Annotated in this window: 16 protein-coding genes and 1 pseudogene; 12 read left to right on the plus strand and 5 right to left on the minus strand. The window is 60.4% G+C overall.

Going from position 1 to position 12,476, the window contains the following annotated elements:
- Nucleotides 1–340, minus strand: a 340-nt coding sequence (locus ADK28_RS25380) for a DUF4180 domain-containing protein (protein WP_048796990.1), incomplete at its 3' end; no start/stop codon positions are given.
- Nucleotides 341–354: 14 nt separating this feature from the next.
- A complete protein-coding gene (gene mntR / locus ADK28_RS25385; protein ID WP_046686860.1) occupies nt 355–825 on the minus strand; it encodes a manganese-binding transcriptional regulator MntR in 471 nt (156 codons plus the stop codon).
- 230 nt (nt 826–1,055) lie between these two features.
- Here mntR and ADK28_RS25390 point away from each other — a divergent pair, with 230 nt between their 5' ends.
- Nucleotides 1,056–2,360: an Nramp family divalent metal transporter gene (locus tag ADK28_RS25390; protein WP_048796991.1), complete on the plus strand. Its 1,305-nt coding sequence runs from the start codon at nt 1,056–1,058 to the stop codon at nt 2,358–2,360.
- Nucleotides 2,361–2,369: 9 nt separating this feature from the next.
- Here the strand turns inward: ADK28_RS25390 and ADK28_RS25395 are convergent, their stop codons facing one another.
- Complete coding sequence (locus tag ADK28_RS25395) at nt 2,370–3,275, minus strand: LysR family transcriptional regulator (protein WP_048796992.1); 906 nt, start codon at nt 3,273–3,275, stop codon at nt 2,370–2,372.
- Between the two features lie 158 nt (nt 3,276–3,433).
- Here ADK28_RS25395 and ADK28_RS25400 point away from each other — a divergent pair, with 158 nt between their 5' ends.
- Entirely contained in the window at nt 3,434–3,952 is a 519-nt protein-coding gene (locus ADK28_RS25400; RefSeq protein WP_048796993.1) for a YybH family protein, read from the plus strand.
- Between the two features lie 51 nt (nt 3,953–4,003).
- On the opposite strand, the gene ADK28_RS25405 is transcribed toward ADK28_RS25400, so the two are convergent.
- The gene (locus ADK28_RS25405; RefSeq protein ID WP_048796994.1) at nt 4,004–4,753 is read right to left on the minus strand and encodes an SDR family oxidoreductase; all 750 of its coding nucleotides are present in this window, start codon (nt 4,751–4,753) and stop codon (nt 4,004–4,006) included.
- Between the two features lie 99 nt (nt 4,754–4,852).
- Here ADK28_RS25405 and ADK28_RS25410 point away from each other — a divergent pair, with 99 nt between their 5' ends.
- On the plus strand, nt 4,853–5,230 hold the full coding sequence (locus ADK28_RS25410) for a winged helix-turn-helix transcriptional regulator (protein WP_072270887.1): 378 nt from the start codon (nt 4,853–4,855) through the stop codon (nt 5,228–5,230).
- Here the strand turns inward: ADK28_RS25410 and ADK28_RS25415 are convergent.
- Nucleotides 5,227–6,126 (minus strand): transporter substrate-binding domain-containing protein, encoded by a 900-nt coding sequence (locus ADK28_RS25415; RefSeq protein WP_048796995.1) that lies wholly within the window; start codon nt 6,124–6,126, stop codon nt 5,227–5,229. The genes ADK28_RS25410 and ADK28_RS25415 overlap by 4 nt on opposite strands.
- Before the next feature lie 221 nt (nt 6,127–6,347).
- Here ADK28_RS25415 and hinT point away from each other — a divergent pair, with 221 nt between their 5' ends.
- The 9 genes and pseudogenes from hinT to ADK28_RS25455 all read left to right on the plus strand — a co-directional run.
- The gene (hinT, locus tag ADK28_RS25420; RefSeq protein ID WP_004928776.1) at nt 6,348–6,698 is read left to right on the plus strand and encodes a purine nucleoside phosphoramidase; all 351 of its coding nucleotides are present in this window, start codon (nt 6,348–6,350) and stop codon (nt 6,696–6,698) included.
- A gap of 11 nt (nt 6,699–6,709) precedes the next feature.
- Nucleotides 6,710–7,099 (plus strand): YcfL family protein, encoded by a 390-nt coding sequence (locus tag ADK28_RS25425; RefSeq protein WP_016928175.1) that lies wholly within the window; start codon nt 6,710–6,712, stop codon nt 7,097–7,099.
- 26 nt (nt 7,100–7,125) lie between these two features.
- The gene (gene lpoB, locus ADK28_RS25430; RefSeq protein WP_048796996.1) at nt 7,126–7,716 is read left to right on the plus strand and encodes a penicillin-binding protein activator LpoB; all 591 of its coding nucleotides are present in this window, start codon (nt 7,126–7,128) and stop codon (nt 7,714–7,716) included.
- Entirely contained in the window at nt 7,697–8,563 is an 867-nt protein-coding gene (gene thiK, locus ADK28_RS25435; protein ID WP_033640677.1) for a thiamine kinase, read from the plus strand. The genes lpoB and thiK overlap by 20 nt, the downstream gene beginning before the upstream one ends.
- A gap of 37 nt (nt 8,564–8,600) precedes the next feature.
- On the plus strand, nt 8,601–9,620 hold the full coding sequence (gene nagZ / locus ADK28_RS25440) for a beta-N-acetylhexosaminidase (RefSeq protein ID WP_016928173.1): 1,020 nt from the start codon (nt 8,601–8,603) through the stop codon (nt 9,618–9,620).
- A 79-nt stretch (nt 9,621–9,699) separates the two neighbouring features.
- Nucleotides 9,700–10,242, plus strand: coding sequence for an alpha/beta hydrolase YcfP (gene ycfP, locus ADK28_RS25445; protein WP_015377468.1), 543 nt, complete (start codon nt 9,700–9,702; stop codon nt 10,240–10,242).
- Between the two features lie 332 nt (nt 10,243–10,574).
- A complete protein-coding gene (locus tag ADK28_RS25450) occupies nt 10,575–11,879 on the plus strand; it encodes an NAD(P)/FAD-dependent oxidoreductase (RefSeq protein WP_004928794.1) in 1,305 nt (434 codons plus the stop codon).
- A gap of 8 nt (nt 11,880–11,887) precedes the next feature.
- Entirely contained in the window at nt 11,888–12,133 is a 246-nt protein-coding gene (locus tag ADK28_RS31880; RefSeq protein WP_126186846.1) for a hypothetical protein, read from the plus strand.
- Between the two features lie 113 nt (nt 12,134–12,246).
- Nucleotides 12,247–12,476, plus strand: a pseudogene (locus ADK28_RS25455) (hypothetical protein); the annotation flags it as partial.

Raw genomic sequence — 12,476 nt, forward strand, 5'->3', positions numbered from 1 at the left:
CGGCGAGAGAAGGGAGGAACCAGACCTGTTCGCCGCGGTTGGCTTCGCGCACAAGGTCTTGCAGCGCGTTGCTTTGCGCTAACCAGGGGGTGATATCGCCCAGCAGCGCCACGCGCAGGCGGTAGTTGATGAATTTCTGCAATACGGCGCCGGCAATGCCACTTTTGAGCTGGAAAAAGGCGGCGTCGAGGCGGTTGACAGGGAGGGCGATCATCCCGGCCTCGTGTTCAAAGGCGGGCGCGATAAACAGGCTGACGTCGTTTTCGTCTTTCAGCAGCGGCCCCGCTTCGGCGAACACCACCAGGCGCAGGTCGTGGACTTGCAGCACGGCATAGCTCATCGGCGCTCCGGGAGTCAGGGGTTGGCATGTTTTTGCAGGTAATGCTCGAACACCGCCAGCGTTTCGTCCGAGATATGGTGTTCAATCCCTTCGCTGTCCAGCTCGGCGGTTTCGCTCGGCACCCCGAGGCACATCAGCAGATCGACCACGATGCGGTGACGGCGGCGCACCTTCTGCGCTAGTTGCTCGCCTTCTTCCGTTAGAAACACCCCGCGATAAGGGCGCGATTCCACCAGCCCGGCGCTTTTCAGCCGCGCGATATTTTTGATCGCCGTCGGGTGAGACACGCCGAAGCGGCGCGCGATATCGGTGGTTCTGGCTTCGCGGGTGCTTTGCAGCAAATCGGCGATCAGCTCAACGTAATCTTCGATCAGCGCATTGGACTGCGCTTCGCGGGCGCGGCTAAAACGCAGGGCGTGCTCGGCCTCGTCCGGCATGTCGGTCTGGGCGTGGCGGTCGGCGTTATCTGGCGCGCGGGTAACCATAGCGTGGGGCGTCCTGTAAGCATAAGAATGGCGTCTCCCGGTAATGCGGGGAGGGTTGCCCTAAGTTAGTCCAAATAGCACACATTATCAATTCGATGCCACGCATTGTGGTAGTTAGAAATATCTCTACACAAAGCCCATTAATTTTGCCTGTTGCATAAAGTGTAGCCGATGCTACATTGTCAGCATGATCGGTGGAAAAATAACCAGCAAAAGATTAAGGGTACTTCATGCGAGACGCGGCTACTCCCTCATCGTTAACCGAACGGACCAACATCGCGATTGGCGCCGCCCTTGCCGGACGCAAGCGCGGCGCCTTTACGCCGTTGCTGTTCGCCGGCCCGGCGGTGATTGCCTCGATCGCCTATATGGACCCCGGTAATTTCGCCACCAACATTCAGGCCGGGGCGAAATACGGCTACAGCCTGCTGTGGGTGGTGGTGATGGCCAACCTGATCGCCATGCTGTTTCAGGCGCTGTCGGCCAAACTGGGCATCGTCACCAACCGCAATCTGGCGGAAATGTGCCGCGACCAGTTTTCACGGCCGGTGGTGATCGGCATGTGGCTGCTCAGCGAAGTGGCGGCGATGGCCACTGATTTGGCGGAGTTTCTCGGCGGGGCGATTGCGCTGGCGCTGCTGTTCCATATGCCGCTGCTGGCGGGGATGGGGGTGACGGCGGTGATCACCTATGCGCTGTTGATGGTGGAAAAGAAAGGTTTCCGCCCGGTCGAGCTGATGATCGGCGGCCTGGTGGGCATCATCGCGCTGTGCTATCTGGTGGAGATGTTCATCGTGCCGGTAGACTGGCAGGCGGCCGGCATCGGCATGGTGACGCCGCAGTTGCCGGATGCCCAGGCGCTGACCATCGCCGTCGGCATTATCGGCGCCACCGTGATGCCGCACGCCATTTTCCTGCACTCGGGATTGACCCAGCACCGCAGCCCGGCCAGCGACAACGGCGAGCGGCGCAAGCTGCTGCGTTTTTCCAATATTGAAGTGGTGATCGCGCTGGCGCTGGCCGGGCTGGTGAATATTGCGATGGTGATCATGGCCTCGAGCGCCTTCCACGCCGGTAACAGCGACGTGGCCGAAATTGGCACCGCCTACCATACGCTGACGCCGCTGTTCGGCGCGGCGGCGGCCGGCATCTTCCTTGCGTCGCTGATCGCCTCCGGCATTTCCAGCTCGGTGGTGGGCACCATGGCCGGGCAAATGATCATGCAGGGCTTCGTCGGTTTCCGTATCCCGGTGTGGGTACGCCGCCTGGTCACCATGGTGCCGGCGTTTATCGTGGTGGCGATGGGCGTCAACGCCACCGACGCGCTGGTCTACAGCCAGGTGGTGTTGAGCCTGGCGCTGCCGGCGCCGATGATCGCGTTGGTGATGTTCACCCGTCGCCGCGACATCATGGGCGAGTTCGCCAACGGCCGCTGGACCAGTCTGGCGGCGGTGGTCGGCACGGTGGTGATCGTGCTGCTCAACGGGGTGTTGCTGCTGCAGACTTTCGGCGTCGATATCCCTGGACTGGGGTGAGGCGCACGCTCAGGGCCTGGCGAATTTGTCGGTGAACAGCTCGCTGATGAAGTCGACGAAGACCCGAATTTTGTAGCTGCGATCCCGCAGGCGCGGATAGAGAATATTGATCGGCGCCCCTGTGGGCGCCCATTCCTGCAGTATCGGCTCCAATTCCCCTGTCTTTAGATAATTTTCCAGCGTGCAATCCAGCAAGTAAACCAGGCCGAGGTGATTCCTGGCAACCTCGCACAGCGATTGAGAATGGTTGAAGCTCAGCAGCGGGCTGGGCGCCAGAGAGTAGCGTTCGTCGCCGCGAATGAACTGCCAGTCGTCCGCCGCCGCTGCGCCTGAACGCATAAATCCCAGCCGCTGATGCTGTTGCAGCTGTTCCGGGTGTTCCGGCCGGCCATGGCGCGCAAAATAATCGGGCGACGCACAGCACAGGTAGCGTGGTTGCAGCAATTGACGGCTGACCATCTCGGGGATGTCGCCGGCGCCGATGCGAATAAATACGTCGGCGCGATCTTCCGCTGGATTGACCAGGCGATCGCTAACCGACACGCTGAGCTGCAACTCCGGGTATTGCGCCAAAAAAGCCGGCAGCGCCGGGGCGATATGCATGCTGCTCAGCATTGAGGCTATCTCAACCCGCAGCGGTCCGCGCGGTTGTTCAAAGTCACCCGACATGTCGTTTTTCAGCTGGTCAAACTGCCGCAGTATCTCTTGCGCGGTGCGATAGCAACGCTCCCCGGCGCTGGTCAGCGAGAAGCGCCGGGTTGAACGCTTGAAGAGGGACTGCCCGAACTGTTTTTCAAGCTGATTGATGCTGTACGTGACGCTGGCTGGGGAGAGCCCCATTTTGGTTGCCGCCTGGCTGAATCCCTCCATTTCCACCACCTGGCAGAACACGCGCAACGCATGCAGTTCGTTCATGTTAACAGCTTCCATTATTTAAATTATTAAAAGAGTATTTTTAAATATGCCGGCTGTCAATTTAACGCGGCATTGGATAATTTATTTTAAGCGTTTTTATTTATCTGAAATCGCATCCTTTATTGCCATAATGAAATAACGCCGAAGAGGATATTTATATGAAAAAGTTAACTGCCGTATTGTTATTGGCGGGCGCGGGTTTGTGCGGCCAAACTTATGCCGCAAGCAGCGAGGCCGTACCGCAACGTTACAGGGTTTCCGCAGAGGCGGGCGTCGCGGCAGAGCAGAAGGCGGTGTATGAGCTGATAAACCGCTACCAGACAGCGCTTAACGCCGGCGACACACAAACGATTTTGTCACTTTTTGCGCCAGAAAGTTACTCGCAATGGAACGAAAAACCGACGGCGGACAGCAATGAAAAGCGCCGCCAACAATATGACAACTTATTTAAAAACGAGAAATTTGAAACCGAGTTTGCTTATGACAGCGTCAGCGTGAACGGTAATATGGCCTATGTGCGAACGCACCATCATCGCGGCGCAACGGTCACCCGAATAAGCGACGGCGCCACCCTGATCGATTTAAACCGTGAAGTATTTGTATTGGAGAAACAGCAGGGCCAACGGAAGATCGTGGTCTACACCTTTAATACCAATCCGATTCAAGGGGTGAGCTGATAAGGACAGATAAAGGCCGCGCAAGCGGCCTTCTTAGGGTGTCGCGCGCGGTTACAGGTTCCCCACGCCGCCGTCCATTTGCAGCTCCGCGCCGACCATAAATGCCGACTCGTCCGCCGCCAGAAACACCGCCGCTTTGGCCAGTTCCAGCGCGCTGCCCATGCGGCCGATCGGCACCAGCGCGCGGATATCGTCGCGCAATGCCTGCTCATCCGCTTCCGCCAGCCCCAGCTTACCCAGCGCCGGGGTTTCGGTCGGGCCGGGGCTGAGGCCGTTGACGCGAATGCCGCGCGCGTGCAGTTCGCCGGAGAGCGTTCTGGCCAAAGATAACAAACCGGCTTTGCTGGCGGCGTAGGCGCTGCTCTGCGGCAGGCCGATATGGGCGCTGACCGAACCGCACAGGATCACCGAAGAAGGGTTGGCCAGCAGCGGCAGCAGCGCCTGGATCAGAAAGAACGGTCCCTTGAGGTTGATGTCCATCAGCCGCTGGTAGCTCTGTTCATCCCATTCCTGCAGCGGGCGGTGCGTGACGTCGCCGGCGTTAACGTACAGCACGTCCAGCCGCGGCCACCGTTGCTCCAACTGCTGCGCCAGCGCGCGCTGTTGTGGGAGGTCGCCGGCGTCGCTCAGCAGCAGCAGCGCGTTGCCCGCCAATGCCTGGCCCGCCGCGTCCAGGGCGCGTTGGCTGCGGCCGGTGATCGCCACCGTCGCGCCCTCGGCGATGAACTGGCGGGCGGTTTCCAACCCGATGCCGCTGGTGCCGCCGGTGATCAATGCGTATTTGCCTTGCAGTCGTGACATAACCGATTCCTCTTTAGCGTCAGTTTCGGCATTATTTGCGCTATAGTTACTTTTGCATAGTAGGCACCTTTTGGATACTAATGGACGAGGTGGGATGAAATGACGACGCAAGCGCCCTTAGCGGCGGAAAATAATTTGGCGGCGTTGCCGACGGCGGGTGAACCTTGCCCGATGGTGGACTTCGTCAATCTGGTGTCGGGCAAATGGGCGATACCGATCTTGTACCGGCTGATCATGATCGACGGCCCGGTGCGATTCAGCGAGCTGCAGCGGGCGGTGGCGCCCATTGCGCAAAAAGAGCTGACGCGCCAGCTGCGGCTGTTCGAACAGCGCGGTCTGGTGACGCGGCAGGTGTTTCCCGAAGTGCCGCCGCGAGTGGAGTATCAGGTCACCGCGCTGGGCAAATCGCTGCGGCCAACGTTGGACTCGCTGGCCGAGTGGATGCGTCGGCATGCGCCGCAGTTGATCGGCGGCTAGTCGCCGATGCCCGGCGGGTTGATGGTTGAACGCTCGACCTTTTCGTCGCCTTCGCCCCAGCGTTCCAGCACCTGCGCATATTCGCCGCTGACGATAGCGCCATTGATGGCGGCGTTGACGGCGTTCACCAACCCGTTGCCTTTTTTGGTGGTGACCGCGACATAGGCCACGTTGGGGCCGATGCCGACCATTTTGGTTTTGCCGGTCAGCGCCGCCTTGTAGGCGCCGGTAGAGTGGGGGCCGAAGAACGCATCGGCGCGCCCGGACTGAATGCTGAGGTTGGTGGCGGCGTCGTCGGTCACGTAGATCGGCTGCACCGGCGGCAGCCCGGCGGNCTGCTTATCCCATCCCAGCAGAATGTTTTCCTGATTGGTGCCGGATCCGACGATGATCCGCAGACCGGCGACGTCCTGCGGCCGGTTGATCGCGGTGATGTTGCTGGTGGATTTGACGTAAAAGCCCAGCGTGTCCACTCGGTAAGTGGCGAAGTCGAATTTGGTTTTACGCTGTTTGGTGACGGCGATGTTGAAGATCGCCGCATCGTATTTGCCCGCGCTGATGCCAAGCGGCCAATCTTCCCAGGAGGTGGGCACCAGATTCAGCTCCAGCCCGAGGCTGTCGGCCACCAGGCGGGCGATGTCCGGATCGCTGCCGATCAGCGTTTTATTGTCTTCGGCGAACAGCGCCAGCGGCGGGGAGTTCTCAAATGCCACCGCCACCGTCAGCTTGCCGGGCACCGCGAAGTGAAAGTTCGCCGGGATCAGCGCGATAGCGGCGGGGTTCTTCTCTGCGCGTATCGGCTGTCGATTAGCCTGCAGATCGATACCGCCCGACGGGGCCGCCTGCACGGCGGCGCTCAGCAACAGCGCGCACAGCGCCGGAATCCTCGGTAACATAACGCCCTCTATCCTTTGTTAATCATGGGGTTACTATTGGCGGCGGCGCGGGGCAAGTAAAGCAACAATAGTGAATAACCAAAGTGAAAAGATGCACAAGCGGGGGACCGGGCTGCGCGAATCTGCAACACTCGACGTGGAAAGTGCGCAATCAGGTTGAAAGCAGTAGAATTTGTCACTCATACTGCGTACAGCTAATTGTGTATAACAAGGAACGCCAGATGGCCGAAGAAACGATTTTCAGTAAAATTATCCGCCGCGAAATCCCTGCTGATGTGGTTTACCAGGATGAACTGGTGACCGCTTTCCGTGACATCTCCCCCCAGGCGCCCACCCATGTGCTGATCGTTCCCAACGTGCTGATCCCAACCGTCAACGACGTGACCGTGGAGCACGAAGCCGCGCTGGGCCGTATGATCACCGCCGCGGCGAAAATCGCCGAACAGGAAGGCATTGCCGAGGACGGCTACCGCCTGATCGTCAACTGCAATCGCCACGCCGGTCAGGAGGTCTATCATATTCATATGCACCTGGTCGGTGGCCGCTCGCTGGGGCCGCTGTTGTCACGTTAAGCGAGGAAATCATGCGCGGTAAAAAAACTCTGCGTGGTCTGATGGCGTTGGCGCTGCCCGCCGCGTTGTTGATGGGATGCAGCTCACCGCCCGGCATCGCGGTCAACCAAGGGCAGACGGTGGTGATGGATCCTTCGGTGCTGACTGCCGGCATTCTGGCCGATACGCCCTCGATTTCGAACGCTTCCGGGCGGGTGATGGCAACCTCGGTGCTCAATAACAGTCAGCCGACGCCGGTCACCGTACATTACCGTTTCTATTGGTACGACGCGCAGGGACTGGATATTCGCCCCTTCGAGAAACCGCGCGAGATCGTGGTGGCGCCCAACTCGGACGCCAAAATCTACTCGATTAACGGCAATCTGGACGCTAAAAGCGCGCGTCTGTATCTGTACCTGTAAGCGCTTGCCAGGTTTGGAGAAAAAGCATGAAAAAGTACGTCTTAGTGGCGCTGGCCGCATTCACCCTGAGCGGCTGTCTGTCGAGCCCGCCTGAGCCGGAACAACCGCTGCCGCCGGTCACCGTCGAGCCGGATCAGCCGCAGCCGCCGGTCGAGCAGCCGCAGCCGCCAACTACCGAGCCGGTGCCGCAGCCGCCGAAAATCCAGCAGCTCGACTGGCTGGGCAGTGTTCAGCCGCTGGTGGGGCAGATGTTGAAGGCCGATGGCGTCACGGCCGGCAGCGTGTTGCTGCTGGACAGCGTCAAGAACAACACCAACGGTTCGCTGCAGATGGGCAAAGCCACCGCGGCGCTGTATAAGGCGCTGGCGTCGAACTCCACCTTCAGCGTGGTGCCGGAAGCGAAGCTGACAAGCGCCAGACAAACGCTGGGCCTGTCGGCGGATGACAGCTTCGGCTCGCGCAGCAAGGCGATTGGCCTGGCGCGCATCGTCGGCGCGCAGTACGTGCTGTACAGCGACGTCAGCGGCGACGTGAAGTCGCCGGCGTTGGATATGCAGCTGATGCTGGTGCAAACCGGCGAGATCGTCTGGTCGGGCAATGGCGCCGTTAAACGCTGAGGCCGCGCTGCGACGATTGATGGAAACCAGACTGCCGGCGGTGAATACCGCCGGTTGTCATTTCAGCCCGGTGCAGGGGCTGACCGGCGAGAGCTGGCGTATCGACGGCGCGGGCATTACGCTGCTGGCGCGGCAACACAGCGCGGAGAAACGCGCGCTGGGCGTGAGCAGGCGGCGGGAAGCGCAGGTCTTGCGTCGCTGCGCGCCGGGGCTGGGGCCACGGGTTTTCGCGCAGAATAATCAGTGGCTTATCCTCGAATGGCTTGAAGGTGACGTCGTCACAATTGCCGAGTTTGACGCGCTGAATCAGCGCGGCGAGCTGGCGGCGATGGTGGCGACGCTGCATCGGCGGCCGCTCAGCGGTTACCGGCTGGATCTGCGGCGGCAGTTCCTCCGCTACTGGCAGCAGCTGGATACGCGGCGTTTAACTCCCGCCTGGCTGCGCCTGCAGCGTCATTTTTTACGCAGCGCCTTGCCACGGCCGCTGCGTCTGGCGCCGCTGCACATGGATATCCATCCGGGCAATCTGCTCGCCACCGGCGAAGGGCTGCGGCTGATCGACTGGGAGTATGCCGCCGACGGTGATGTGGCGCTGGATATCGCCGCGCTGTTTCGCAGCAACGGCTGGTCGGCCGAACGGCAGCAGCGCTTTTTGCAGCACTACGCGCGTCAGGATTATCACGACATCGCCCGGCTGCAGGCACAGGTGCGCCGTTGGCTGCCGTGGGTGGATTATCTGATGCTGCTGTGGTTTGAAGTGCGCTGGCAGCAGAGCGGCGACGTTGAATTTTTGCGCTGGGGCGCTGCGCTGCGCCGGCGATTCTGTTTATCACCATCCGAATTCTGAACGAACACAATGAAGTGAGGTGCCCGTGGGCCCAGTAATGCTAGATGTCGCCGGCTACGAGCTGGATGCAGAAGAACGCGAAATATTGAAACACCCGCTGGTTGGCGGATTGATCTTGTTTACCCGCAACTTCCACGATGCGGAGCAGCTGCGTGAGCTGGTGCGCCAGATCCGCGCCGAATCGCACGATCGGCTGGTGGTGGCGGTAGATCAGGAAGGCGGGCGCGTGCAGCGCTTCCGCGAGGGCTTCACCCGTCTGCCGGCGGCGCAGTCGTTTGCCGCGTTGCACGATGCGCAGGAAGGCGGCCGTCTGGCGCAGGAGGCCGGCTGGCTGATGGCGGCGGAAATGATCGCGCAGGATATCGACATCAGCTTTGCGCCGGTGCTGGACATCGGCCACGGCAGCGCGGCGATCGGCGAGCGTTCGTTCCACAGCGATCCGCCGCAGGCGTTGGCGATGGCGGAACGCTTCATCCTCGGCATGCACAGCGCCGGCATGAAAACCACCGGCAAACACTTCCCGGGGCACGGCGCCGTCAGCGCCGATTCGCACAAGGAAACCCCGCGCGATCCGCGGCCGCTGGCGCAGATCCGCGAGCACGACATGGCGATCTTCCGCGAGCTGATCAACCGTCAGCTGTTGGACGCCGTCATGCCGGCCCACGTCATCTATACTGAAGCGGACCCGCGTCCGGCCAGCGGCTCGCCGTACTGGCTGCAGCAGATCCTGCGTCAGGAGCTGGGCTTCGACGGCGTGATTTTCTCCGACGATCTGTCGATGGAAGGCGCCGCCATCATGGGCAGCTATGCCGAACGCGGCCAGGCGGCGCTGGATGCCGGTTGCGACATGATCCTGGTGTGCAACCACCGCGAAGGCGCGGTCAGCGTGTTGGATAACCTGTCCCCGGTCAAAGCAGAGAAGGTGAAGCGGTTATATCATCGCGGTCAGTTCACCCGTCAGGAACTGCGCGACTCCGAGCGCTGGCAGCAGGCGCACAAGGCGCTCAGCGCGCTGAGCGAGCGCTGGGAGGAGCACAAGCAGCGTTCGCAAGGGTGAATCCAGGCGCCGCACCGCGGCGCAGAGCGGAAATGATGAGGGCCGCGCCCGCGGCCCTTGGCTTGTTGCGAGGATCCACATGATTATCTATTTGCACGGCTTCGATTCCACCAGTCCCGGCAATCATGAAAAGGTGTTACAGCTGCAGTTTATCGATCCGGACGTGCGCTTTATCAGCTACAGCACGCTGCATCCGCGTCACGACATGCAGCATTTGTTGAAAGAGGTGGACAAGGCGGTGCAGCAGGGCGGCGACGCGCACCCGTTGATCTGCGGGGTCGGCCTCGGCGGCTTCTGGGCGGAGCGCATCGGTTTCCTGTGCGGCATTCGCCAGGCGATGTTCAATCCCAACCTGTACCCGGAAGAGCACATGCACGGCAAGATAGACCGGCCGGAAGAGTATCGCGATATCGCCACCAAGTGCGTGGAGGATTTCCGCGAGAAAAACCGCGATCGCTGTCTGGTGGTGCTGTCGCGCCACGACGAGGTGCTGGATAACCGGCGCAGCGCCGAATTGCTGCATCACTACTACGAGATTGTGTGGGATGAACAGCAGACGCACAAGTTCAAAAACATCTCGCCGCATCTGCAGCGGCTCAAGGCGTTCAAGGCGCTGGGTTAACAGTTTCATAACGCTGCCGCGAGCCGCGCTCCCCGTTTTTCACCGACGGAAAGTGCGGCTTTTTTGTGCGTCAAAGCAAGATTCTCTGTGGCAATCGGCAAAATTTAAAACTGTGACTCAGCGCTAACTATTTGAATCACAATCCCCAAAAAATCCCCGCGTCCAGCCTTTAACCAAAAAAATTTGATGTACGTCAATTTTGGTATGACCAAATAACCTCACATGCTATTCTGGCTGCAGAGAGCCGATTTATTTTACGCGAACCCTATGTATTCTAAGGATATTATTTATTTACCCTGGGATAACAAATGGTTCACATTTAGGGGGTTATTTTGACAACGCCAAAGAAGAAAATCGTTATTGTTGGCGGCGGCGCCGGTGGTCTGGAGCTGGCGACCAGCCTGGGCCATAAACTTGGCCGCAAGAACAAAGCCGAGATCACGCTGGTGGATCGCAACCACAGCCATTTGTGGAAACCGCTGTTGCACGAAGTGGCGACCGGTTCCCTCGATGACGGCGTGGATGCGCTCAGCTACCTGGCGCACGCGCGCAATCACCATTTCAGCTTCCAACTGGGGTCGTTGACCAACATCAACCGCGAGACGCAAACTCTGCAGCTGGCGCAGATCTGCGACGAGCAGGGCGGCGAACTGGTGCCGGCGCGCGAATTGCCGTACGACATCTTGGTGATGGCGCTGGGCAGCACCTCGAACGATTTCGGTACGCCGGGCGTGAAAGAGCACTGCATCTTCCTGGATAACCCCCATCAGGCACGTCGTTTCCACAACGAAATGCTCAACCTGTTCCTGAAGTTCTCGGCGCAGCCGGGGCAAAAAGAGCGGGTCAACATCGCTATCGTCGGCGGCGGCGCCACCGGCGTTGAACTGTCCGCCGAACTGCACAACGCGGTGAAGCAGTTGCACAGCTACGGTTTCGAAGGCCTGGACAACAGCGCGCTCAACGTGACGCTGGTGGAAGCCGGCGAGCGCATCCTGCCGGCGCTGCCGCCGCGCATTTCCGCCGCCGCGCACCAGGAGTTGATCAAACTGGGCGTGCGCGTGCTGACCAACACCATGGTGACCAGCGCGGACGCCAAAGGCCTGAACACCAAGGGCGGCGAATTCATCGACGCCGATCTGATGGTGTGGGCGGCCGGCATCAAGGCGCCGGACTTTATGAAGGACATCGGCGGCCTGGAAACCAACCGCATCAACCAGCTGGTGGTAGAGCCGACGCTGCAGACCACGCGCGATCCGAACATCTTCGCCATCGGCGACTGCGCCTCCTGCCCGAAAGAGGGCGGCGGTTTCGTGCCGCCGCGCGCGCAGTCGGCGCACCAGATGGCCTCGCGCTGCGCCACCAATATTCTGGCGCTGATGAACGGCCAGACGCTGAAGCCATACGTGTATAAAGACCACGGCTCGCTGGTGTCGCTGTCGCGCTTCAGCACCGTCGGCAGCCTGATGGGCAACCTGATGCGCGGCTCCATGATGGTGGAAGGGCGCATCGCGCGCTTCGTTTACATCTCGCTGTACCGCATGCACCAGGTGGCGCTGCATGGCTACATCAAAACCGGCCTGATGATGCTGGTGGGCGGCATCAACCGGGTGATCCGTCCGCGTCTGAAGATGCACTGATCCCGCCTTTGTCGATCAACCCGCGCCGGTTCGCCCGCGCGGGTTTTTTTATGGCGGCGCGAGGCGATCGGCGGCGGTTGTTTGATTCTTCTGCACAAGCCGTCATCGGCATGGGTAAAATTCTTAAGATTCCTCCTAAACAACGGGAAAACGGCCGTTTTCCCGCATTTTTGGTCCCTTTGTCTTATTGCGGGCCTTCAGATCATTGTGCAGACTTTACCTCGTTTACAGACGGCGCGTCGCGCACGCCGTAAACCGGGATACCGCAAGCCGCCCATGCGCAAAATAATAAGCGCGGTGCAGCCGGTAACAGACCCCGGAAAAAATGCGTGGTAACACTTTCAGGAGGTTTCCTGTGAACAAGTCAATGTTAGCCGGTGTTGGAATTGGTGTCGCTGCCGCTCTGGGGATTGCCGCGGTAGCCAGCCTGGACGTCTTTTCTGCCGGTCCGCAATATGCGCAGGTGCTCGCCGCAACGCCGATTAAAGAAACCATCAAAACGCCGCGTCAGGAATGCCGCAATGTCACCGTGACGCACCGCGCACCGGTGCAGGATGAAAACCGCATCGCCGGTTCTGTGCTGGGCGCAGTGGCGGG

This window comes from Serratia sp. 506_PEND, from assembly GCF_001076875.1.
Taxonomy (GTDB): Bacteria; Pseudomonadota; Gammaproteobacteria; order Enterobacterales; family Enterobacteriaceae; genus Serratia; species Serratia marcescens.

Bases quoted from the DNA above. Each gene is read 5' to 3' on its own strand.
- ADK28_RS25390 (WP_048796991.1), top strand. From the start codon at position 1,056: ATGCGAGACGCGGCTACTCCCTCATCGTTAACCGAACGGACCAACATC.
- mntR (WP_046686860.1), bottom strand. From the start codon at position 825: ATGGTTACCCGCGCGCCAGATAACGCCGACCGCCACGCCCAGACCGAC.
- ycfP (WP_015377468.1), top strand. From the start codon at position 9,700: ATGATTATCTATTTGCACGGCTTCGATTCCACCAGTCCCGGCAATCAT.
- lpoB (WP_048796996.1), top strand. From the start codon at position 7,126: ATGAAAAAGTACGTCTTAGTGGCGCTGGCCGCATTCACCCTGAGCGGC.
- ADK28_RS25400 (WP_048796993.1), top strand. From the start codon at position 3,434: ATGAAAAAGTTAACTGCCGTATTGTTATTGGCGGGCGCGGGTTTGTGC.
- ADK28_RS25395 (WP_048796992.1), bottom strand. From the start codon at position 3,275: ATGAACGAACTGCATGCGTTGCGCGTGTTCTGCCAGGTGGTGGAAATG.
- thiK (WP_033640677.1), top strand. From the start codon at position 7,697: ATGGCGCCGTTAAACGCTGAGGCCGCGCTGCGACGATTGATGGAAACC.
- ADK28_RS25425 (WP_016928175.1), top strand. From the start codon at position 6,710: ATGCGCGGTAAAAAAACTCTGCGTGGTCTGATGGCGTTGGCGCTGCCC.
- nagZ (WP_016928173.1), top strand. From the start codon at position 8,601: ATGCTAGATGTCGCCGGCTACGAGCTGGATGCAGAAGAACGCGAAATA.
- ADK28_RS25405 (WP_048796994.1), bottom strand. From the start codon at position 4,753: ATGTCACGACTGCAAGGCAAATACGCATTGATCACCGGCGGCACCAGC.
- hinT (WP_004928776.1), top strand. From the start codon at position 6,348: ATGGCCGAAGAAACGATTTTCAGTAAAATTATCCGCCGCGAAATCCCT.
- ADK28_RS25410 (WP_072270887.1), top strand. From the start codon at position 4,853: ATGACGACGCAAGCGCCCTTAGCGGCGGAAAATAATTTGGCGGCGTTG.